General features: G+C 70.4%; 19 protein-coding genes. 5 read left to right on the top strand and 14 right to left on the bottom strand.

From position 1 onward, the window contains the following. Positions 1–7: 7 nt before the first annotated feature. From INT49_RS04400 to INT49_RS04375, 6 genes are all read right to left on the bottom strand, one after another. Positions 8–754, bottom strand: a complete 747-nt coding sequence (locus INT49_RS04400; RefSeq protein WP_193116497.1) for a phosphotransferase family protein — start codon at positions 752–754, stop codon at positions 8–10. A gap of 55 nt (positions 755–809) precedes the next feature. Then, positions 810–2117, bottom strand: coding sequence for a sulfatase-like hydrolase/transferase (locus tag INT49_RS04395; protein WP_193116496.1), 1308 nt, complete (start codon positions 2115–2117; stop codon positions 810–812). A 25-nt stretch (positions 2118–2142) separates the two neighbouring features. Next, a complete protein-coding gene (locus tag INT49_RS04390; RefSeq protein WP_193116495.1) occupies positions 2143–2694 on the bottom strand; it encodes a dihydrofolate reductase family protein in 552 nt (183 codons plus the stop codon). A gap of 61 nt (positions 2695–2755) precedes the next feature. Further along, complete coding sequence (locus INT49_RS04385; RefSeq protein WP_193116494.1) at positions 2756–4204, bottom strand: amidase; 1449 nt, start codon at positions 4202–4204, stop codon at positions 2756–2758. Continuing rightward, a complete protein-coding gene (locus INT49_RS04380; protein ID WP_193116493.1) occupies positions 4197–4385 on the bottom strand; it encodes a hypothetical protein in 189 nt (62 codons plus the stop codon). The genes INT49_RS04385 and INT49_RS04380 overlap by 8 nt, the downstream gene beginning before the upstream one ends. Before the next feature lie 2 nt (positions 4386–4387). Continuing rightward, positions 4388–5767, bottom strand: a complete 1380-nt coding sequence (locus INT49_RS04375) for an APC family permease (RefSeq protein WP_193116492.1) — start codon at positions 5765–5767, stop codon at positions 4388–4390. Positions 5768–5977: 210 nt separating this feature from the next. Here INT49_RS04375 and INT49_RS04370 point away from each other — a divergent pair, with 210 nt between their 5' ends. The 5 genes from INT49_RS04370 to INT49_RS04350 all read left to right on the top strand — a co-directional run bounded on the left by INT49_RS04370 (position 5978) and on the right by INT49_RS04350 (position 11444). Next, on the top strand, positions 5978–7252 hold the full coding sequence (locus INT49_RS04370; protein ID WP_193116491.1) for an ROK family transcriptional regulator: 1275 nt from the start codon (positions 5978–5980) through the stop codon (positions 7250–7252). Next, positions 7242–8078: an ABC transporter permease gene (locus INT49_RS04365; protein ID WP_193116490.1), complete on the top strand. Its 837-nt coding sequence runs from the start codon at positions 7242–7244 to the stop codon at positions 8076–8078. The genes INT49_RS04370 and INT49_RS04365 overlap by 11 nt, the downstream gene beginning before the upstream one ends. Further along, the gene (locus INT49_RS04360) at positions 8075–8863 is read left to right on the top strand and encodes an ABC transporter ATP-binding protein (protein ID WP_193116489.1); all 789 of its coding nucleotides are present in this window, start codon (positions 8075–8077) and stop codon (positions 8861–8863) included. Before INT49_RS04365 ends, INT49_RS04360 begins: the two co-directional genes overlap by 4 nt. A 77-nt stretch (positions 8864–8940) precedes the next feature. Continuing rightward, complete coding sequence (locus INT49_RS04355) at positions 8941–9939, top strand: aliphatic sulfonate ABC transporter substrate-binding protein (RefSeq protein ID WP_193116488.1); 999 nt, start codon at positions 8941–8943, stop codon at positions 9937–9939. Continuing rightward, positions 9936–11444, top strand: a complete 1509-nt coding sequence (locus INT49_RS04350) for a sulfatase-like hydrolase/transferase (protein ID WP_193116487.1) — start codon at positions 9936–9938, stop codon at positions 11442–11444. Before INT49_RS04355 ends, INT49_RS04350 begins: the two co-directional genes overlap by 4 nt. A gap of 109 nt (positions 11445–11553) precedes the next feature. Here the strand turns inward: INT49_RS04350 and INT49_RS04345 are convergent, their stop codons facing one another. The 8 genes from INT49_RS04345 to INT49_RS04310 all read right to left on the bottom strand — a co-directional run bounded on the left by INT49_RS04345 (position 11554) and on the right by INT49_RS04310 (position 20878). Further along, complete coding sequence (locus INT49_RS04345; RefSeq protein ID WP_193116486.1) at positions 11554–13200, bottom strand: alpha-L-arabinofuranosidase C-terminal domain-containing protein; 1647 nt, start codon at positions 13198–13200, stop codon at positions 11554–11556. Between the two features lie 138 nt (positions 13201–13338). After that, on the bottom strand, positions 13339–13908 hold the full coding sequence (locus INT49_RS04340; protein ID WP_193116485.1) for a YetF domain-containing protein: 570 nt from the start codon (positions 13906–13908) through the stop codon (positions 13339–13341). An 84-nt stretch (positions 13909–13992) separates the two neighbouring features. Further along, positions 13993–15054 carry an ABC transporter ATP-binding protein gene (locus INT49_RS04335; RefSeq protein ID WP_193116484.1) on the bottom strand — a complete coding sequence of 354 codons (1062 nt, stop codon included), beginning with the start codon at positions 15052–15054 and terminating at the stop codon, positions 13993–13995. Further along, on the bottom strand, positions 15051–16664 hold the full coding sequence (locus INT49_RS04330) for an ABC transporter permease (RefSeq protein WP_193116483.1): 1614 nt from the start codon (positions 16662–16664) through the stop codon (positions 15051–15053). The genes INT49_RS04335 and INT49_RS04330 overlap by 4 nt, the downstream gene beginning before the upstream one ends. Beyond that, entirely contained in the window at positions 16661–17695 is a 1035-nt protein-coding gene (locus tag INT49_RS04325) for an ABC transporter substrate-binding protein (RefSeq protein WP_193116482.1), read from the bottom strand. The genes INT49_RS04330 and INT49_RS04325 overlap by 4 nt, the downstream gene beginning before the upstream one ends. 24 nt (positions 17696–17719) lie before the next feature. After that, the gene (locus INT49_RS04320; RefSeq protein WP_193116481.1) at positions 17720–19141 is read right to left on the bottom strand and encodes an MFS transporter; all 1422 of its coding nucleotides are present in this window, start codon (positions 19139–19141) and stop codon (positions 17720–17722) included. A 155-nt stretch (positions 19142–19296) separates the two neighbouring features. Further along, positions 19297–20052 carry a response regulator transcription factor gene (locus INT49_RS04315; RefSeq protein WP_226849716.1) on the bottom strand — a complete coding sequence of 252 codons (756 nt, stop codon included), beginning with the start codon at positions 20050–20052 and terminating at the stop codon, positions 19297–19299. Continuing rightward, the gene (locus INT49_RS04310; RefSeq protein WP_193116480.1) at positions 20045–20878 is read right to left on the bottom strand and encodes a sensor histidine kinase; all 834 of its coding nucleotides are present in this window, start codon (positions 20876–20878) and stop codon (positions 20045–20047) included. Before INT49_RS04310 ends, INT49_RS04315 begins: the two co-directional genes overlap by 8 nt. Between the last annotated feature and the right edge of the window lie 38 nt (positions 20879–20916).

Here is a 20916-nt window from a genome sequence, read left to right as displayed (position 1 = left end):
ACCAGCCTTAGCCGTCCTCCATCCGGGCCCTGAGCACGTCGAACTCGCACCCCGGAGCGTCGGGGTCGAATCCGTGCTCGCTCAGCCAGCGCGCCACCACCAGGCTGCGCAGCGACCACCAGGCGCGGATCACGTCCCGGTCCGCGCCCGGGCCGTAGCCGGCGAGCAGGTCATCCAGGCATTCCTCGTGCCCGAGGGTCAGGATGGCGAGGTCGTACATGGCGTCACCGGGGGCGGCCTCGGACCAGTCGATGATCCCGGTGACCTCCTCGCCGTCGACGAACACGTGGGTGAGCTGCAGGTCGCCGTGGATGAACGACGGCGTCCACGGCCGCAGCGCCGCCTCCGCGATCTCCCGGTTGCGATGGATCACCTCGGCGGGCAGGACAGCGTGCTCGAGCAGCCAGGCGCACTCCCGGTCGAGCTCCGCCGCCATGTCCTCGAGCCGTTGTCCGGGCCACGGCGGCAACGGGGCGTCGTGCAGAGTGCGGATGACCCCGCCCGCCGCCGTCCACGCCGCCGGCGTCGCGGGCGACGGCTCGCCGAGCACGCCGAGCGCCTGCCCGGGGAGGGCCGCGATCGCCAGCACGGGAGCCTCGTGCCAGAGGATCTCCGGGGTCGGCACCGGCACCATGCCCATCGCCCGGATCTCCACGTCGGCGTGCGCCGGGTCGCCGTCGACCTTCAGGAACATCTCGCCCACGCGCAGCGTCGCGCGCTCGCTGTGGGCGACGACGACCTCCACCTCATCCATGCCGGCCATCCTCGCGGAGACTGCACGGGATGTCACCGAGTTATCCGGGGCGCGATCAGGTCCACGCCGCGTGGCGCTCCTGCCAGCGCTGGAGCTCCTGCTCCAACTCGGCCGCGACCTCCGGCACCTCCGCCGAGACGTCCCGGCTCTCGGCCGGGTCAGCCTCCAGATCGAACACCGCACGCTCCACCGACGCCGGCGGATCCATGCCCTCGCGGGCGCCGACCACCAGCTTGTAGCGGCCGCGCCGCACCGCCCATTGCCCCTGGTAGGTCCACATCAGCGAGCGCTCGGGTGCAGACGCCGTGCCCTGCCATGCCTCGAGCAGGGAGACGCCGTCGATCTCCGGCAGGTCTGCCTCGGCCCCGTCGGCGGCGTGGAGGATCGTGGGCAGCAGGTCCATCATCAGACCCGGCTCGTCGAACTCCGTCCCCGCCGGGAGATGGCCCGGCCACGAGGCGATGCTCGGCACGCGCACGCCGCCCTCGAACACGGAGCCCTTCGACCCGCGCAGGCCCCCGGCGCAGCCGCCGGTGTAGGAGATCTCCTCGCCGCCCAGCCAGTTGCGGCTCTCGCGGGAGGGGCCGTTGTCCGAGGAGAACACCACCAGGGTGTTCTCTCGGGCCCCGGACTCGTCCAGCGCGGTGAGGATCTCGCCGATCGCGTCGTCCATCGCCGCGATCACGGCGGCCAGCTCCTGGCGCCCCGGTGGCAGATGCGCCACGCGATCCATGTGCTCTTTGGGAGCATGCAGCGGGTAATGCGGGGCGTTGAACGGGACGTAGCAGAGGAACGTGTCCTGTCCGGCGCGCGAGGCGTGGCGGGTGATGAAGTCCGCGGCCCGCCGGCCGATCACGGTGGTCAGGTACTCGCCGTTCAGCCAGACCTCGTCGTCCCCGTCCCACAGGTCGTGCACCGGGTTGTCGCGGCCCCAGTAGAAGATGTGCGAGTAGTAGTCCACGCAGCCGGCGCGCAGCCCGAACACCTCGTCGAAGCCGTAGCGCGAGGGGGCGTAGGCGGGGTCCACGCCCAGGTGCCATTTGCCGAACAGGCCGGTGGCGTAGCCGCGCTCGCGCAGGTGGGAGGCGAGGGTGCTCTGGTGGGGGAGTCCCACGGTGTCGCGGCGGCCGCCCAGGATCGACTCGACCCCGGCGTGGGCGGGGTATTTCCCGGTGAGCAGGGAGGCTCGCGAGGGCGAGCACACCGGGGAGTTCGCGGACCACTGGGAGAGCTTCACCCCGCCCGCGCACAGGGCGTCGAGGTGCGGGGTGGGGATGTCGGCGGCGCCGAAGCAGCCGAGGTCGCCCCAGCCCAGGTCATCGGCATAGAGGATCACGACGTTCGGGCGGTGGTGGTCGGTCATGGTCGCTCCAGGTGCGGTGTGGCCGTCATGTCGACGAGCGGAGCACACGATAGCGGTGGTGGGTCTCGCTCGCGTAGGCAGATGTCTCGAGGCGTTCCAGCTCTATGTGCCGGCCCAGCCCGGCGAACAGGGAGATGCCCTGCCCGAGCAGCACCGGGGCGACGTCGAGATGGAGCTCGTCGACCAGCCCGAGCTGGAGGCATTGCCGCGAGATGCTGCCCCCGAGCAGACTGACCCATCCGTCGCCCGCTGCCCGCTTCGCCTCCTCGACCGCCTGCGCGATGTCGTCGACCACGAAGGTGTAGGTGACGCCGTCGCGCTCGATCGGCTCGTGAGCGGTGTGGGTCATCAGGTAGACCGGCACCTTGAGCATGCCGCCGTACGGGATCTCGCCGTCCTCGATGGTCTGCGTGCGGTTCGCTCCGCCGACCACGGCGCCGATGCGCTCCAGGACCTTCTCGACGACGGCGTCGTCCTCGGGGGCGGAGGGTCGGCCGAACATCCAGTCCACCCCGCCGTCCTGATCTGCGAGGAATCCGTCGACGGTCAGCGTCGCATGCACGATCGTGGTCGCCATGAGCGTGTCCTCTCGTGGGAAGGGTCTGCAGGGTGGGGTCGAGGTGGTCGTCGATATCGGCTCACACATCGTCGGCGGTGATGTGCGGCAGCGGCCGACGCTGAGCCGGCAGCCTCTCGCCGACGAGCCCCTCAACCCTGGCCGCTGCCCGCAGCACCGCCAGCTCACCGAGTGCCGGCCCGATGACCTGCAGTCCCACGGGCATCCCGTGCGCCTGACCGCACGGCACCGAGATCGAGGGCAGGCCCACGAGGTTCGCCGGACCCACCAGACGCATCAGCTCCTGGTCGCGGTCCGCCTCGCGTCCGTTGAGGTGCACGGTCGCCTCGCCGATCCGCGGGGTCTGGATCGGGAGCGTGGGCGCCACGATCACGTCGACGCCCGCGAAGGCCTCCTGGAACTCCCGCCGCACCTGCGCGCGGATCTGCTGGGACTGCACATAGTCGACGGCCGACGGGATCGCCCCGCACTCCAGCAGCAGCCGGACGTCCTCCCCGTAGTCCTGCGGTCGACGACGGAACTGCGCCTCGTGGACGGCGGTGGTCTCGGCCGTGTCGATCACGGTCAGCGCGAAGATCGATGCGCCGAGCGACGGGAGCGTGAGCGGCACGAGCTGCGCCCCGTCGGCGACCAGGGCATCCAGCGTCGAGCGCACCTCGGTCTCGATCTCGGGGTCCACGTCGTGGAAGAAGAACGACTCCTCGATCCCGATCCGCAGCGGCAGGGCCTGCTGGGGGTCCTGCTCGTCGGGCAGGTCCCGCGCGGTGGTCGTCGGCAGGAGATCCAGCGAGCTGGGCACGCGCGGATCATGACCGGAGATCGCATCGAGCATCACGGCGGCGTCCTGCACGGTCTGCGCCAGCACGCCCACGTGGTCCAGGCTCCATGACTCGGGATAGCAGCCGTGCGTGCTCACCCTTCCGTACGTCGGCTTCAGTCCCACGATCCCGCAGGCGGCGGCAGGGATCCGGATCGACCCCGAGGTGTCCGAGCCGATCGCGCCCAGGGCCATGCCGGTGGTGACCGCGACGGCGGAGCCTCCGCTGGAGCCGCCCGGCGTCCGTTCCCGGTCCACCGGGTTGCGGCAGATCCCGTAGTGCGGGTTCTCCGTCGTCACACCGAGCGCGAACTCATGGAGGGCGGTCTTGCCCACGCTCACCGCACCCTGCTCCGCCAGGCGCTCCACGACGCCCGCGCTCTGCGTCGGCACGTGGTCGCGAAAGATGGCCGAGCCCATGGTGGTGACCTGCCCGGCGACGGCGAGGTTGTCCTTGATCGCGAGGGGGAGCCCGTGCAGAGGGCCTTGGCGCTCTCCGCGGCGGAGCTGCTCGTCGGCCCGATCCGCGCGCTGCCGGGCCCCGTCGGCGTCGACCGTGATGAAGGCTCGCAGATCCGCATCCAGCTCATGGACCCGGGCCAGGCAGGCGTCGGTCAGATCGCGGGAGGTGGTCTCCTGCCGGTCCAGGGCCGCACGGGCCTCGGTGAGGGAGAGCGTGGGACGCTCAGGCATGGGAATCCGTTCCTCGGGGGTCGAAGGTGGCGGCGGGCTCCGTGCCCTGCAGACCGTCCTCGGGCAGACTGTCCCGCAGGCGGGCGAGGTGCTCCGCGTGGGCGCGCAGGGCGGGGGCGTCGGCGTCCGGCGTGCGCGGGAAACGGCTGCGGACCACGTCCAGCGGGGTCGGCTCGGGCATCCTCACTCCTTCGTGATGTCGACGTCCTCGGGGGAGAGGACGATCGGGGTGTAGGTGGGGTCGACGTGCGAGCGGTAGTAGCGCATGCCCAGCGGCACCAGGGCCCCGATGAGGAGGAACGCGATGATCGGCGGCCAGGCGTTGGCCGGCAGCAGGGTGACGCCCACGATCGTGATCGCGGCGGAGACCACCATGCCGATCACGAACACGGGCTTCCCGGCGGGGGAGCGGTAGGGCCGCTTCCACTCGGGGTGCTTGCTGCGCAGCAGGTAGGCGGAGAGGCAGCCCAGGAAGTACACGGCTCCGGCGGCGACCACGGAGAGCGAATAGGTGTACTGCACCCAGTTCGTGCTGGTGAACGCCGCGAAGAAGATCCCGAAGGCGAGCACCACGATGTTCGCGATGTACGGCTGGCCATGCTTGTTGGTGCGCAGGAACCACGGCGGCAGCTGCCGCAGCTGCGAGGCGCCGTAGAGCACGCGCGCCGAGGAGGTCCAGAACCCCATCAGCGTCGTGAACGCGTACAGCAGGCCCGAGAAGATCGCGAGCAGGCCGACGACGGCGGGCATGCCGAGGCTCTTCACCAGCTCCGGCTCCGGGGTGCTCAGCTGGGCGATCACGTGGTGCGGTGCCAGGCCGCTGATCGCGAACGTGGCGAGGAAGTAGACGACCGCGGGGATGAACAGCGCCGCCAGGATGACGGTGACCATCTTCTTCGCCGGGAACGTCGTCTCCTGGATCATCGTGGGCGTCATCCCGAAACCGATGAATTTCAGCACCAGGGCGGAGGCTGCGGCGACGGCGCCGAAGATCCCGTGGGGGAAGAATCCGCCTTCGTGCGAGATGTTCTGGAAATCCCAGTGGCCGCTGGCGAAGTAATAGATCGAATCGCCCAGCGTGATGCCCACCATGAGGATGAACAGGGCGATCGCGAGCAGACCGGTCAGCTCGATCTTCATGTTGGAGAAGAAGAACCAGATCACCATGATGGCGATCGCGATGAGCGGCTTCGCGGCCTCCGGCACGTCGACGAAGAAGTCCGCGGCGGTGACGAAGATGAAGGCGACCAGCGGCGGCTCCACCACCTGGACCAGGAAGAACAGCCACTGCGTGGCCCATCCCATCGTGGAGTTCATGGCGCTGCTGGCCCAGACGTCCAGCGAGGACGTGAACGGCAGCATCGAGGCGAGCTCGGAGAAGGCCAGGCCGATCGGGATGAGGATGACGGCGAGGATCGGGAAGATGAACGCGGCGCCGGCGCCGGTCAGCTCGAACCAGTACGGCGCCTCGGCGAGCCATCCGCCCAGCACCGACCCGGCCGCGATCGCGATGAGGCTGAAAAGGGACAACTGGCGTTTGAGGCCGGTTCTCTGCGCTGCCATCACGTCTCCTTCGACGAATTTCCAGCGGGAAATTCAGACTATTCCGGCACTGCGGCGGGCGTCAAGGGAGATGCGCTCGCCGGCGCTCGCCGGGCCCGGCGTCGGTGAGGCAGGCATCGGCGTGCCAGCTACCTCGTGACTCGCGCGCGCTCAGATCGATTTATGTCGAACTGTTTACGGAAAAAATAACTGTCGCTAGCGTCGCCTCCCATGGACCAGCAATGGAGCGCCAGGGACCAGCATCGTGACGCGGTGCTGGCGCTGCTGCATCGCGGCCACCAGCTCACTCGTGGGGAGATCTCCCACCGGCTGCGGCTCACCCGCACCACCGTCTCCGACCTGCTGGGGGACCTCCTGGAATCCGGCGTGATCACCGTGACCGAGTCCCGGGCCGCCGCGGGGCGGGGACGTCCGGCAGAAGTGCTCGGCATCCACCCCGGCGCCGTGCGCTACATCGGGATCGATTTCTTCCACACCGGTGCGACGATCTGCCTGGCGAATTCTGCCGCGGAGGTCGTGGCAACCGGAACGGTGGACTATGAGCCCGGGGCCGGCTGGGAGCGTCGCGTCGCCACGGCGCAGCGACTCATCGGAGATCTCACCACAGGGGAGGTGCACCTCGGTGTCCTGGCCGGGATCGGGATCGGGCTGCCGGGGCCCAACTCGGCCAGCTGGGACGGTTTCGCTCATCGGGAGCGCCCGATGGAGCCGTTCCACATGGTGCGGGCCCGGATCCGCGAGCTGTTCGCCGACTCCTTCGACTGCCCGGTGCTCGTGGATCACCACATCCGCTTCGCCGCCCTGCACGAGGCCACCAGCAGCGGGGAGTCCGACCGCCACATCGTGTACCTGCGGCTGTCCACCGGTGTGGGCGGGGCCGTGCTCGGCTCGGGCTCGGCGCTGCGCGGTGCCCATCTGCTGGCCGGCGAGATCGGCCACATGATCGTGGAGACCGGCCCGGAGGCCGCGGAGTGCCGCTGCGGCCGGCGCGGCTGCCTCGAGACCGTCGCCTCCCAGGGCGCGGTCCGGCAGCGCTGGCAGGACATCGCCGGGCCCGACGCCGGCGTCGAGAGCGCCCCCGATGCCACTCCCACCCCGGTCGCCGACCCCGTCACCCTCGCGGGCCTCGAGGCGGCGCTCGTCGCCGAGGACCCGCGCGCCCTCGCCCTCGTCACCGACCTCGCCCGCACCGTCGGCCGGGCGCTCGGCCTCGCCGCCCTCGTCACCGATCCTGACGAGATCGTGCTGGCCGGCGAGGTCGCCGTGCTCCTCGAGCCCGTGCTTCCCGTGCTGCGCGAGACGGTCGCCCAGAACTGCCTGACCGGAGCGGACCTCGAGCTGAGGATCGCGAGCGCCACCACTCAGCAGGGGGCCCGCGGAGCGATCGCCGCCCTGCGCTCCACCGACCAGCTGCCGGACTACTTCGCGGCGTCGCGAACCAGCCGCAGCCCCTACCTGACCTCTGGAGGTCGACATGTCCGCTGACCCGCAGGCCGCGGTGGTGAGCACCGCCGGCACCGCCCCACCCGAGGGCGGCCCCACCGCTGCAGTCACCAGCACGAAGCGGCGAGCGCCCTCGCTGCTCGTGCTCAACATCGCCACGATCTTCCTGGGCCTCGGCCTGTGGTGGCTGATCTCGCTGACCGGGCTGCAGATCCCCAGCCCGGTGGAGGTGCTCCTGGCCGGGATCGACCTGGCCGCCTCCGGCATCCTGCTCACCGACATCGTCGCCTCCCTGACCCGTGTCCTCACCGGGTTCCTGCTGGGCACGGCCCTGGCCATCCCCGTCGGCTTCCTCATGGGCTGGTACGGCTGGGCGCGCGGCCTGCTCGAACCGTGGGTGCAGTTCTTCCGCACCGTCCCGCCGCTGGCGATCATCCCGCTGGCCATCGTGCTGATGGGCATCGGTGAGCAGCCGAAGATCTTCGTCATCTTCCTCGCCGCCTTCCTCTCCTGCGTGATCTCCACGTTCCAGGGGGTCGTGCAGGTGGACCGCACGCTGATCAACGCCGCCCGGGTGCTGGGCGCGAAGGACGGCACGATCTTCGCCCGCGTCGTCGTGCCCGCCTCCACCCCGTTCATCCTCGTGGGCATGCGCGTGGGCCTCGGCTCCGCCTGGGCCACCGTGGTCGCCGCCGAGCTGATCGCGGCGCAGCAGGGTCTCGGCTATCGCATGCAGCAGGCCCAGATCTACTACGACCTCCCCACGATCTTCGTCGGCATCCTCGTCATCGGGCTCTTCGGCCTCGTGATGGACCGGGTGCTGCTCGCGATCGAATCGAAGCTGACCGTCTGGCAGGAGCGCCGATGAACCCGGCAGAACAGACCCTGACCGCCACGGACCGGAAGATCCAGGTCCGCGACATCACCAAGCATTACGAGGTGGGCGGCAAACGTTTCGAAGCCCTCGGCGGGGTGAGCCTCGACGTCGCGGAGAACGAGTTCGTGACCGTCGTGGGCCCGTCCGGCTGCGGCAAGTCCACGCTCATGAACATCCTCGGCGGCCTCGACGAACCCACCAGCGGCTCCGCCGTCGTCGATGGGAAGGAGGTGCGCGGGCCCAGCCCGGAGCGAGGCATCATCTTCCAGCAGTACGCCCTCTTCCCCTGGCTGACCGTGCGCCAGAACGTCGAGTTCGGGCTCAAGACCGCGCGGGTCCCGGCCGACGAACGACGCCGGACCGCCCAGCACTTCATCGAGATGGTGGGCCTCGCCGACTTCGCGGACTCGCTGCCCAAGACCCTCTCCGGCGGTATGAAGCAGCGCTGCGCGATCGCCCGCGCCTACGCCATGAACCCCTCGATCCTCCTGATGGACGAACCCTTCGGCGCGCTCGACGCCCTCTCCCGGGTGCGCATGCAGGAGCACCTCCTGGAGACCTGGGAGCAGGACAGACGCACGATCGTGTTCATCACCCACGACGTCGACGAGGCCGCCTTCCTCGCCAACCGCGTCGTCGTCATGGCGGCCAGGCCCGGCCGCATCCACCGCATCATCGACGTCGACCTCCCGTATCCGCGCACCGAGGACGTGCGCCTCAGCCCGGAGTTCACCGCGATCCGCAACGACATCTGGACCTCCGTCTACCACCAGTGACCCCGCCGGCACCGACGCCGACGACACCGCCCCCGCGCTCACTGCGCCCGCCCACACCCCGATAGGACACGATCCCCATGGACGTCACCCGCCGCACCCTCCTCGGTGGCCTCGCCACCCTCCCGGCGCTCAGCGCCCTCGCCGCCTGCGGGAGCTCCGGCTCCGGCTCGGGCGACCTCACCGAGGTCACCTACGGCTACATCCCCGACTTCAACGGCGCCAGCCTGCTCGCGATCGCCGAGGACCAGGGCCTGTGGGAGGAGAACGGGCTGAAGGTCACGACGCAGACCTTCACCAACGGCCCGCTCCAGATCCAGGCCCTGGGCACCGGGGACCTCGACTTCGGGTACATCGGCCCCGGCGCGATGTGGCTGCCGGCCTCCGGCAAGGCGAAGGTCGTCACCGTCAACGGCGTGGGCCAGGCCGACAGGGTCATCGCCCAGCCGGGCATCGCCGCCATCGAGGACCTCGCCGGGAAGAAGGTCGCCATCCCCGAGGGCACCTCCGGCGACATGATCGTGCAGCTCGCCCTGGAGGGCGCCGGGATGAGCATCGAGGACATCGAGAAGGTCGCGATGGATCCGGCGACCGTCGTCTCGGCCTTCTCCTCCGGGCAGGTCGACGCCGCCGGGATCTGGTACCCGCTGATCGACACCATCAAGGCCCAGGTCCCCGACCTCGTCGAGCTCGCCCAGAACTCGGACTTCGCTGACATCATGCAGTTCCCCAACGTGATGGTCACCGGGGCCGACTACCCGGAGAAGAACGAGGAGACCACGATCAAGGTCCTCTCCGTGCTCCGCACCGCCATGGACTTCCGGGCGGAGGACCTGGACGCGACGATCGAGCTGGTCGCGACGATGACCCAGGCGGATGCGAAGGCTGTCGCCGGGGACGCCGCCAACGGCGAGTACTACAAGGCCGCGGATCTCGACGGGCTGATCGAGGACGGCACCATCGAGACCTGGCTCGAGGCCATGAACACCTACTTCGAGGACAACGGGAAGATCGAGGGGGAGACCGTCGCCCCCGCCGACTACTACACCTTCGATCTCTTCACGAAGGCGGGCGAATGAGCGAGCCCCGGAACGTCCTGTTCATCCTCACCGACCAGCACCGCACCGACACCCTCGGCTGCTACGGCAACCCCGACGTGCGCACCGAGCACCTCGATGCGCTCGCCGCCTCCGGCACCCGGTTCGACCGCTGGTACACCCCGACCGCGATCTGCACACCGGCCCGCGCCAGCGTGCTGACCGGCGCGGCACCGTTCCGGCACAAGCTGCTCGCCAATTATGAGCGCAACGTCGGCTACCAGGAGGACCTGCCCGACGGGCAGTTCACCTTCTCGGGAGCTCTGCGGGAGGCCGGCTACAACTGCGGCCTACTCGGGAAATGGCACGCGGGCACCGAGAAGCTGCGCGCCGACTACGGCTTCGAGGGCGCGGAGCTGCAGGGCTGGCACAACCCCGTCGACCATCCGGACTACCTCGCCTATCTCGCCGAGCACGACCTGCCCGGGTACGAGATCTCCGAGCAGATGCGCGGCACCCTCCCCAACGGCGGGCCCGGGAACCTACTGGCCGCCCGGCTGCACCAGCCGCTCGAGGCGACCTTCGAGCACTACCTCGCCGAACGCGCCATCGAGCAGCTGCGGCGCTACGCCGAGGACCTCGACGCGAACCAGGTGCCCTTCTACCTCGCGCTGCACTTCTTCGGGCCCCACCTGCCCTACATCGTTCCCGACGCCTATTTCGACATGTACGACCCCGACGAGATCGAGCTGCCCGCCTCGATCCAGGAGACCTTCACGGACAAGCCCCCGGTGCAGGCCAACTACTCCGCGCACTGGACCTTCGACACGATGACCGAGGCGGACAGCCGCAAGCTCATCGCGGTCTACCGCGGCTACGTCACCCTCATCGACGAACAGATCGGCCGGGTGCTGGCCGAAGCAGAGTCCCTGGGCCTGCTCGAGTCGACGGCCGTCATGTTCAGCTCCGACCACGGCGAGTTCACCGGATCCCACCGCCTGCATGACAAGGGCCCGGCGATGTACGAGGACATCTACCGCACCGCGGGCATCGTGCGGATCCCCGGGGCGCCGGCCGGCCAGGTGCGCCAGGAGTTCGTGAGCCTGCTGGACACGACCGCGACCGTGCTGGACTGGTGCGGGCTGGACCCGGCACCGGCCGTGGACTCGCGCTCTCTGCTGCCGCTGGTGCGCGGGGAGGACGTCCCGTGGGACGACGCGATCGTGTGCGAGTACCACGGCCATCACTTCCCCTACCCCCAGCGGATGCTCCGCACCGACCGCTACAAGCTGGTCGTGAACCCGGAATCCGTCAACGAGCTCTACGATCTCGAGCTCGATCCCGACGAGCTCCACAACCGCTACGAGCAGCCGGAGATGCGGGCGCTCCGCACCGACCTGATGAGCAACCTCTACCGTCGCCTGCGCGATAGGGGCGACAACTTCTATCACTGGATGACCTCGATGTACGACATCGGGGAGGTCGACTACGACCCCAGCATGAGCGGTCTCGACGAGGGTGCCCACGGAGGTGTCGCCGCGGGGTGACGGGGCGTCCCTCGTCGCCGTACCCCCGCGGGCTCCCCGCGTCGAGGAGGGCGCCCTGCTCTCTGAGGGCGCCCTCCTCTCTCGAGGCGACTCTCGGGCAGGCGGCGGCTCAGCCGTCCACCACCTCCCACGACACCACGCTCACCGAGTGCGCCGGCGCCACGAAGACCCCGCCCGTCAGCTCCCGCGTGCTCTCGCGGATCCCCAGCACATCGGGGGAGCTCAGCGTGTTCACGGCGAACAGGTCCTGGGCGTCGGCGCCCAGGGTGTGCACCGTGACCGGGCCGTCGACCAGCTCGCTGTCCACGGCGAGCACCGCCTCGACGTCCTCGTCGGCGGAGCGATTGATGACTGCGACATACCGGCACGAGCCGTCCTTCGAGGCCGACGCGCTCACGTCGAGCACTCCCACGGTGGTCAGCACCGAGACGCAGTGCGCCTCGCCGCCCCAGCCCTGCTCGCGCCGCACCGGCTGGGTCACGGCGGGCCCGGCCACCCGGGCCGGGAGCGGCACGGTGCCGAAATGGTTGAGGTACAGGTCCCACACGTGGAAGGTCGCCGAGCGCACCAGGCCACCCTCGCGCACGGCGAGCAGGCCGTTGGCGTTGACGAGGTTCACGGTGTTCGCCATGGTCACCGGCACGAGGTTCCCCGCGGTGCGGTGGATCGCGTGGAACACCCCGGAGTAGAACAGGGCGTCGGCCAGGGTGCGCGGCGAATAGCGGCTCACCCGCCAGCCGTTCTCCGCGGAGACTCCGGGCACGTCGGAGGGGCCGGAGGTGTCGCGCTCGGCGATGCCGCCGTCGGCCCCGGGCTGCGGGTCCTCCCAGCTGCGCGGCTCGAAGTGGCGCATGTTCCACTCGTCGAAGGCGATCTCGAGGGGGCTGGAGATGCCGTGACGATCCGCGGCGGCGGCGACCTTCTCGGAGAACCCCTGCAGCACCTTCTCGAAGTGCACCGCCTGGGAGACCACGGCGTCGAACTCCTCGCGCGAGGGATCCACGAGGTGGAAGCTCGCACCGTAGGCGTGCACCGAGAACCAGTCGGTGATCTCGCCGAGCTCACGCACCACCACGTCCGTCCACCGGTCATCGTCCAGCCCCACGCACACGAAGCGGATCGAGCTATCCACCGCGCGCATGAACCGCGCATGCTCCAGGGCATCGGCTGCATAGTGCTCGGGGCTGCGGTGGCCCATCTGCCAGGGCCCGTAGACCTCGTTGCCGATGCCCCAGATCGGCACCGCTCGAGGGCCCTCGAGGCCGTCGGCCGCGCGCCGTCGGGTCATCTCGGTGTCCCCGGCGTAGTTCGTGTACTCGACCCAGCGCACCGCATCCTCGACGCTGCGGCAGCCATGCGCGAGATACGGGGTGGCGCCGGTGGCCTCGCACCAGGCGAGGAACTCCGGGGTGCCGAAGCGGTTGGTCTCCTCCGAGCCCCAGGCGAGCTCGAGGCGGCGCGGGCGCTCATCGCGCGGGCCGGTGCCGTCCTGCCACCAGTAGGCGGACGTGAAGTTCCCGCCCGGCCAGCGCACCACCGGAAGCCCGAGGTCATGGCAGGCGTCGATGACGTCCTGCCGGCAGCCGCTGAGCGGGCCATCTCCGCTCACCGACAGCTCCGAGCCCTCGTCGAACACTCCGCCCTCGATGTTGCCGAAGAACGCGGATTCCAGGAAGTGGCCGTAGATCTTCGGATCGATGGGGCGCGGTCCGGTCGTCTGTGTGAGATCGATGCGGGCGGGGGACTGCGGGGTCATGGGTGCCTTTCGGAGAACTGGGGGCCTCGTCGACCCGTTCGTCGTCCCGGCAGCATGGTGGCGGCCGGCGGGTCCCGCAATGGCGTGCCCCGATTCTGGACGGGCGGCCGACGGCGCAGCCCCGGTCCGGACCCGCGCTCACCCCACGAGCAGGCGCTCCGGGATCGCCTCGCGCCCGTCGACGCCCGCCACCAGCGACGCATCGATCGTGGAGCCCTGGCGCACGATCGTGAGCGTGCCGCGGTTCTCGAGGATCACCAGCTCGATCTGCTGAAGGTCCAGCACGCCGGAGATCCGCAGCCGGTTCAGCAGGTCCGGCTCCGATAGCCGACGCCGACGCAGAGCGCCCGCCACGGTGCGCCCGCCGATCATCACCACGGTGGGCCGGCGGAAAGAGCCCATCGCGCGAGCGCGACCGCTCCGCCCCAGCGTGCCCATCAGCCGCTCCAGGAGCATCAGCGTGTTCAGCACGAGCAGCGCTCCGAGCAGCGTGGGTGACTCGCCCAGCGTGGCCCGGGCGGTGACGCCGCCGATCACGGCGAGCACCACGAAGCTGCCCACGGTGGGGTTCGCCATCAGCCGCTGGCCGGAGACCTGCACGAGCAGGGAGAAGAAGGCGTACAGCACCACGGCGGAGAGGACCACGCCCAGCGCGCCGCTCCAGCTGATCCCGAGGTAGTCCCGCCAGATGATGTTCCAGTCGATCATCCGTCCATTGTCGGGGACCGGCCGCGGCGCCGGGCACGGACGCCCTGCGGAAGGTCCGGGCCGTGCCGGGAGCGGCTCGTCCGCCTACTCCGCGACTGCCCACACCGCGTCCGGTACGAGGCCGACCTCGACCAGGGTCCCCGGCGGCCACGGATCGTCCGTCGGCCCCAGCGGCCGTCGGACCACGAGCGTTCCCGCATCGGTCTCGACGTCGTGGTCGACGTGGTCGCCGCCGAAGGTCGTCGAGAGCACTCGCCCCAGACGGGGATCGACGCCTCGGCGCTCCTCGATCCGCGTCATCGTGAAGGCGTGCGGATGCCCGAGCACGATGCACTCATCCCCCTCCCGTCGCAGCTCGGAGGATGCCGGGACCTCCCATGACGAACCCAGGATGTTCACCTGCGCCCGATGCCCGCCGCCGTCGTCCACCAGCCTCTCGACCTGCGCCGACAGATAGTTGGGGACGCCCACACGGGTAGCGACCCAGGCGCTCGCCGGATGGGAGTAGACCTCCCGCGGGGTGTCCACCTGCACGAGGATCCCGTCACGCATGACGGCGATCCTGTCGGCCACGGCGAGCGCATCGGACCAGTCGTGGGTGACGAACAGGGAGGCGCTCCCCATCCGCCGGTGGATCCGCGAGATCTCCCGCAGCAGACCTCCGCGAGCGGCAGGGTCCACGTGCGCGAGCGGTTCGTCGAACAGCATCACCTCGGGCCGACGCACGAGGGCGCGGGCCAGGGCGACGCGCTGACGCTGGCCCGCGGAGAGCTCATGGGGGAGCCGGTCGGCGAGGGTGCGGAGGTCCAAGGAGGTCAGCGCGACGTCGAGCACGTCGGCGGCGGTGAGGTCGCCTTCGCGGCGCTCCACCGCGAAGGCGACGTTCTCGGAGACCGTGAGCTGGGGGAACAGCACTGGGGTCTCGAACATCATCGTCGCGGGGCGCCGCTCCACCGGGATCCGCGCCATGTCGCGGCCGCTGATGCGAACGGTGCCCGTGGGAAGTCGCTCGAGTCCGGCGACGCGTCGCAGCAACGTGGTCTTCCCCGAGCCCGACGGACCGATCACGGCGATCATCTCCCCGGGGCTCACGTGGAGATCGACCCCGGCGACGCCGCTCAGCTGGAGCCCGGCCCGCGCGGTCATGAGGACCTCGCTCGCGCGCCGAGGGCCGCGGCGCTCGCCGAGGCGACCAGGGCGCTCGCTCCACCGACGACGAGGGCGACGATCCCCGTCAGGGCGAAGGTCTGCTCGAGGGCGGCCCGATCGAGCAGGTCGAGGGCGAAGGAGGCCACCATCGGTGCATCCGGGGTGGAGACGAACACCACCGGGGAGACGGAGACGATGTTGCGGGCGACCACCGCCGCCGCGGTCGCCGCGACGAGTGCCCCGGTCTGCGGCACCACGAGCTGCAGGGTGATGCGCCGTCGGCCCGCCCCGAGCACGCCGGCGGTCTCGTGCAGGGCCCGCGGGACCCGGCGCTGCCCGGCACGCGCGGCGAGATGCACCATCGGCACCGCGGGTGCCATGAACACGGCGACGAGCGCCACCGATCCGGAGGCGAGCGATGCCCCGCCGACCAGGGCGGGCAGCTGCCCGAACGGAGTAGGGGTCTCGAACCCGTAGGCCAGGAAGATCGCGATGCCGAGGGTGGTGCCCGGCATCAGCAGCAAGGAGGTCTGCAGGAGGTCCACGCCGCGGGCGAGACGCGTGCCGCCCCGGTCGGAGGCCCATGCTGTCATCAGGCCCACCGGGACGGCGAGGAGCAGTGCCACCAGCGCGTAGCGCACGGTCGACCCGATCACGTCCATCATCGTCGGTGTGAGCAGCGACCCCCGAGCCCGGATCATCGTGGCGGCGGAGGCGAGCACCAGGAGCAGCACGACGGCCAGGACCAGGACGCTCAGGACCCGGCAGCCGTGCACGAGGATCGAGCGGGGCAGCACCAGCCGGGGGCTCGCACCGTGACCCTGCCAGGGATCCACGAGCGCTCCGGCCTCCCGTCGGCGCCACATCGCCAGGAGGAGGGGGAGCACCGGCAGGGTCAGCAGGACGGCGATGAGCGCGGCGGTGCTCTCCCCGCCCCAGGCGATCACCTCGATGTAGGCGGTGTGGGCGAGAGTCGGCATCCGACCGCGCAGCACGGCCGGGATCGAGGGATCCGACAGGGCGGAGACGAACAGCAGCGCGGTCGAGACCGCGAGCGGGACGCGCAGCGGTGGCAGCAGCACCAGTCGGATCACCTCCGTCGCGCGAGCGCCGGTGACCCGGGACATCTCCACGAGCCGTGGATCCACCTCGCGCCAGGCCATCCTGATCGTCAGATACGGGATCGGCAGATGCGCCACGACCATGGCGAGGGTCATCCCCAGCGCTCCGTAGACGTCGGGCAGGATCCCGGTGAGCAGACCACCGCGCCCGCCGACGGCGACGACCGCTGCTGCGACCACATAGGGAGGGACGAGCAGGAGCCCGCCGATGGACGCGTCGAGCACACGCCTCCATCCCCGGGAGAGCGTGCGAGCGGTCAGCGCCAGCGCGAGGCCCACCGCGGTACCGATCACGGTGACGACGACGGCAAGGGCCAAGGACACCGCCAGGGTGCGCCCGAGACCAGGGACGACGCCTGTGGTCGCGACCGCCGCGATCGCCTGCGACACCATGCGCAGCACCGGCCAGCCGACGACGACCGCTGCGCCCGCGCCGGCGACGACGAGGGAGGCCGCTGCAGCGGTACGGGGCCAGATCCTGCTCACCGTTCGACCTCCTCCGTGTACCAGGCGAGGAGAGAATCCCGGCGTGAGGAGCGCTCGGCGAGCGAGGCGCCGATCACCGGATAGCGACCGTCCGCGAGGACCTCGGCGAGGTTGCCGGGAAGGTCCGAGCGGGTCGGGATCTGGTCGATGCCGCTCGCGGCGCCGGCCGTCTGGCCGCCGGCCGAGAGCGCGAAGTCGAGGTACTCCCGGGCGGTCCCGGGATGCGGGGCATCGGCCAGCATGGCGACGGCTCCGACCTCGTAGCTCGTCGCGTCCTCGGGCAGCACCACCTCGACATGGCTGCCGGCGGCGCGGGCGGCCTCGCAGTACGGCGCGAAGGTGATGGCGACGGCAGTCTCCCCACGCGCGACCACCTGCGCCGGCGCCGTGCCGGAGCGGGTGAACTGGAGGACCTGCCCGTACAGGCCGGCGAGATAATCGCGGCCGGCGTCCTCGCCGAGGCGGTCGATCTGCAGCGACATCGCCGTGTAGGCGGTGCCGGAGGTGCGAGGGGATGCGGTGCTGATCTGACCGTCCAGAGCCGGATCGAGCAGATCGTCCCAGGTGCGGGGGATCTCTGTGCCGAGGTCGGAGATCGCCTGCGGAGCCACGCAGAAGGCCAGCATCGAGGAGTACACGCCGCTCCAGCGGTCCTCGGGGTCGCGGAAGTCCTCGGGGATCCCCGCGGCCTGCGCGGAGCGGTACGGGGCGAGCAGGCCCTCGTCGGCGGCCTCGACGTACATCTCGGAGCCGCCGCCGTGCCAGACGTCGAACTCCGGCAGATCCTCGCCGTGCCGGATCCGCTCGAGGGCTTCCGACGTGGGCAGGCGCACCGTGGTCACGCCGTACCCGGTGCGTTCGGTGAACGCACCCGCCCAGGCGCGGCAGACCTCGGCGTCGTTGGAGCAGAGGACGGCGAGGTCGCGATCATCCATCTGCCTGTCGCCGGTCGCCGTGCAGCCCGTGAGGGCCAGCAGTGCGAGCACCACCAGCGCACTCACGGCGCGCGGCGACCGACGAGGAGGAGTCATGATCCTTCGAGGGTAGGCCAGGGATCAGCTGTCGGCCGTGGGGGCCTGAGCCTCTTCCGCCTCCGCCGCGAGTCGCTTCTCCTCGCGGGCGCGCATCAGCGCCTTCTCGTCCTTGCCGATCACCCACATGATGCCGACGACGAGCAGCGCGCATGCGGTCAGCACGGCGAAGGAGACGTCCCACCCGAACGCGTGCACCATCAGGCCCACGCCGGAGGAGGCGAGCGTCGCGCCCAGCAGGTAGCCGAACAGACCGGTGAAGCCTGCGGCGGTCCCGGCGACCTGGCGCGGGGAGAGATCGATGGCCTGCAGGCCGATGAGCATCACCGGGCCGTAGATGAGGCCGCCGATGACCGCCACCAGCGCGATCGATATCCACAGCGGAGCAGCGGCCGGAACCTGCCAGTAGGCCACCAGGGCGATGGCCGTCAGGGCCATGAACAGCATGCCGGTGCCGGACCGGTAGCCGCGGAAGATCTTGTCGGAGACCCAGCCGCACAGCAGGGTGCCGACGATCCCGGCCAGCTCGAACACCACGAAGCCCGTGATGCCATCGGAGATCTCCGCCCCGCGCGTATCCGCGAGGTAGACGGTGATCCAGTTCAGCACCCCGTAGCGCAGGGCGTAGACGAACACGTTGGCGACGGCCAGCAGCACGATCACGCGGTTGGTCAGGACGTGCTTGCGGACGAACTGCCACATGGACAGATGCTCATCGGCGTCGTCGATCTCGACCTTCGCCGGATCATCGCGGTGCTCTTCGATGGGCGGCAGGCCCTCGGAGACGGGGGTGTCGCGGATCAGGAAGAACGCCACCACGGCGACGATCAGGGCGATCACCGCGGGGAACCAGAAAGCGGCCCGCCAGTCGTCGGCCGTCCAGGCCAGTGCGGCCGCCGCGGCGACGCCGAGCCCGGCTGCGCCCACGTTGTGCGCGGTGTTCCAGATGGAGGTCTTCCAGCCGCGCTCGTTGGTCGAGAACCAGTGCACGAGCACGCGGCCCGAGGCCGGCCATCCCATGCCCTGGAACCAGCCGTTGATGAACATGACGGTCGCGAACACCGCGATGGACCCGGAGACCCACGGCACGAAGGCGACGAAGAGGTTCGTCAGCGCCGAGAGGGCGAGGCCGATGGGCAGGAAGTACCGGGCGTTGGAACGGTCGGAGACCGTGGCCATGAAGAACTTCGAGAGGCCGTACGCGAACAGCACGGCATTGGCGATCAGGCCGATGCCGAGGGTGCTCAGCCCCTTGTCGTCCATGAGGAGCGGGGCCACCAGGGAGACGTTGTTCCGGATCAGATAGAACCCGGCATAGCCGAGGAAGATCCCGAGGAACACGTTCAGGCGGCGGCGGGGATAGACCCGCTGCACCTCCGCGTCGTCCAGGCGCGGCTTCGGGGGCGGGGCAGAGAGGAACCCGCGGCGCTTCGTCGGGGCAGACATCGTTCTCCTTCGTCATCGGGGAGGGACCGGACGCAGGGCGAGCCCCGGGTGCTCCCCGGGACCGGTGCTCCGTTGCAGCACGTGCGTCCGTCCCCTTCAGCCTGCCCAGGCGGCGGTAACCGTGGGGTGGCGCTCGGTGACGATCGGTGACGAGATCAGTGCGGACGGGTCGAGGGAAGCACGCGCACTCGGTAGCCCTGGCCCCGGACCGCCTCGATGAGGTCCGCGGGCGCGCCCTGGGCGCGCAGCTGCTGGCGCAGCCGGTAGATCATGGACTTCACCATGTCGCGCCCGCCCTCGGCGCGGCTCGTGCCCCAGACCTCGTGGAGCAGAGTCCGCAGAGGCACCGCACGGCCCGCGTCCTGGACGAGGCGGCCGAGCAGTCGCAGCTCGGTCTCCGGCAGGTCGAGCTCGGCGCCGTCCCAGCTCGCGCTGCCCCACTCGAGGTCGACCCGCAGCGGCCCGCAGCGGAGCGCCTGGCCTGCAGAGTCCGCGACGGACGTCGACCCCGAGGAGCGTCGCAGGATCGCCTGCACCCGCAGGGCGAGCTCGCGGGGGCTGAACGGCTTCGTGAGGTAGTCGTCGGCACCTGCGGTGAGCCCGGCGACGCGGTCGTCGACCTCCCCGAGCGCGGTGAGCAGGATGACCGGCACGTCGGAGGTCTCCCGCAGCGACCGGCACAGCTCGATGCCGCTCTCCCCGGGGAGCATCACGTCGAGCACGACGAGCTCGATCGGCTCGGAGTCGAGCAGGGCGCGTGCCGCGGTCGCGTCGGAGGCGGTGCTGGTCCGCAGCCCCTGGGTCTCGAGCGCGAAGGAGATGATCGCCGTCATCTGCTCCTCGTCGTCGACGATGAGGACCAGGGGCGCCTCCGGGGCCGTGGGGCTGCTGGAGCTCATGGAGTCAGACATGGGCGTCCTCCTGGGAGGGCCACGGAAGCACCACGAGGATGCGGGTGCCGCGGCGTACGAGGGAGTCGACGACGACGCGTCCGCCGTGCGCGTCGACGATCTGCCGGATCACGCCCATCCCGAGGCCGGTGCCCTGAGGGTGGTCGCTGACCTGGGGTGCGAACAGCTCAGCACGTTGTTCGGGGCTCATCCCCGCACCCTCATCGGACACAGCGATCGTGGTGCCTTCGGCGGTCGCCTCCACACGGACGGTGACCTCGGCATCGCTGCCCGCGTGGCGAACCGCATTGTTGATCAGGTTCCACAGCACCTGGCGGATCATGGCACGGTCGACGTCGAGCACGAGGGGTCCACCCCGGCTGTCCAGATGCAGAGGCGTGCTGCGGATCCGCCGCAGCTCGAGGACCGTCTCCCGGACCAGCGACCGGATGTCGACCGCGGTGCGGTCCAGCGTCGGCTCACCCGTCTCGAGCCTGGCTTCGAGCAGGAAGTCCTCCGCCATGCTCACCACGAGCGATGTGTTGCCCACGATCGTGTCGACGAAGTAGCGCTGCGTGGCGTTCAACGGTCCGGGGGTCTCCTCGGCGAGCAGATCGGCCGCGCCCTTCACGAGCGTGAGCGGGGTGCGGATCTCGTGGGAGAGGACCCGGGCGGACAGCTTCTCGAGAGGGCCGCTTCCGGTCGCGCCGTGACCGTCTGCAGACGTCGACGATCGACGCTTCCCGAGGGCGATCGCTCCGCCGCCGACAAGAGCTCCCAGCAGGAGGGCAGCACCTAGCAGAGCGGCGAGCTGCCACCCCGCGAGCTGAAAGACATCTCCTGACATATGGCCAGGGTATTCGTGGATGCGGTCCGGCGGTGACA

The sequence above is a fragment of the Brachybacterium tyrofermentans genome (assembly GCF_014897585.1).
In the GTDB taxonomy this organism is placed as follows: domain Bacteria; phylum Actinomycetota; class Actinomycetes; order Actinomycetales; family Dermabacteraceae; genus Brachybacterium; species Brachybacterium tyrofermentans.
Note: the sequence above shows the minus strand (reverse complement) of the source record. Positions and strands in the feature narration are given on the sequence as shown.

What these genes read in the sequence shown, in the direction of transcription:
- INT49_RS04355 (WP_193116488.1), top strand. Translation starts at nt 8,941, where the DNA reads ATGGACGTCACCCGCCGCACCCTCCTCGGTGGCCTCGCCACCCTCCCG.
- INT49_RS04350 (WP_193116487.1), top strand. Translation starts at nt 9,936, where the DNA reads ATGAGCGAGCCCCGGAACGTCCTGTTCATCCTCACCGACCAGCACCGC.
- INT49_RS04375 (WP_193116492.1), bottom strand. Translation starts at nt 5,767, where the DNA reads ATGGCAGCGCAGAGAACCGGCCTCAAACGCCAGTTGTCCCTTTTCAGC.
- INT49_RS04365 (WP_193116490.1), top strand. Translation starts at nt 7,242, where the DNA reads ATGTCCGCTGACCCGCAGGCCGCGGTGGTGAGCACCGCCGGCACCGCC.
- INT49_RS04340 (WP_193116485.1), bottom strand. Translation starts at nt 13,908, where the DNA reads ATGATCGACTGGAACATCATCTGGCGGGACTACCTCGGGATCAGCTGG.
- INT49_RS04335 (WP_193116484.1), bottom strand. Translation starts at nt 15,054, where the DNA reads ATGACCGCGCGGGCCGGGCTCCAGCTGAGCGGCGTCGCCGGGGTCGAT.
- INT49_RS04315 (WP_226849716.1), bottom strand. Translation starts at nt 20,052, where the DNA reads ATGTCTGACTCCATGAGCTCCAGCAGCCCCACGGCCCCGGAGGCGCCC.
- INT49_RS04320 (WP_193116481.1), bottom strand. Translation starts at nt 19,141, where the DNA reads ATGTCTGCCCCGACGAAGCGCCGCGGGTTCCTCTCTGCCCCGCCCCCG.
- INT49_RS04310 (WP_193116480.1), bottom strand. Translation starts at nt 20,878, where the DNA reads ATGTCAGGAGATGTCTTTCAGCTCGCGGGGTGGCAGCTCGCCGCTCTG.
- INT49_RS04400 (WP_193116497.1), bottom strand. Translation starts at nt 754, where the DNA reads ATGGATGAGGTGGAGGTCGTCGTCGCCCACAGCGAGCGCGCGACGCTG.
- INT49_RS04395 (WP_193116496.1), bottom strand. Translation starts at nt 2,117, where the DNA reads ATGACCGACCACCACCGCCCGAACGTCGTGATCCTCTATGCCGATGAC.
- INT49_RS04385 (WP_193116494.1), bottom strand. Translation starts at nt 4,204, where the DNA reads ATGCCTGAGCGTCCCACGCTCTCCCTCACCGAGGCCCGTGCGGCCCTG.
- INT49_RS04370 (WP_193116491.1), top strand. Translation starts at nt 5,978, where the DNA reads ATGGACCAGCAATGGAGCGCCAGGGACCAGCATCGTGACGCGGTGCTG.
- INT49_RS04360 (WP_193116489.1), top strand. Translation starts at nt 8,075, where the DNA reads ATGAACCCGGCAGAACAGACCCTGACCGCCACGGACCGGAAGATCCAG.
- INT49_RS04390 (WP_193116495.1), bottom strand. Translation starts at nt 2,694, where the DNA reads ATGGCGACCACGATCGTGCATGCGACGCTGACCGTCGACGGATTCCTC.
- INT49_RS04380 (WP_193116493.1), bottom strand. Translation starts at nt 4,385, where the DNA reads ATGCCCGAGCCGACCCCGCTGGACGTGGTCCGCAGCCGTTTCCCGCGC.
- INT49_RS04325 (WP_193116482.1), bottom strand. Translation starts at nt 17,695, where the DNA reads ATGACTCCTCCTCGTCGGTCGCCGCGCGCCGTGAGTGCGCTGGTGGTG.
- INT49_RS04345 (WP_193116486.1), bottom strand. Translation starts at nt 13,200, where the DNA reads ATGACCCCGCAGTCCCCCGCCCGCATCGATCTCACACAGACGACCGGA.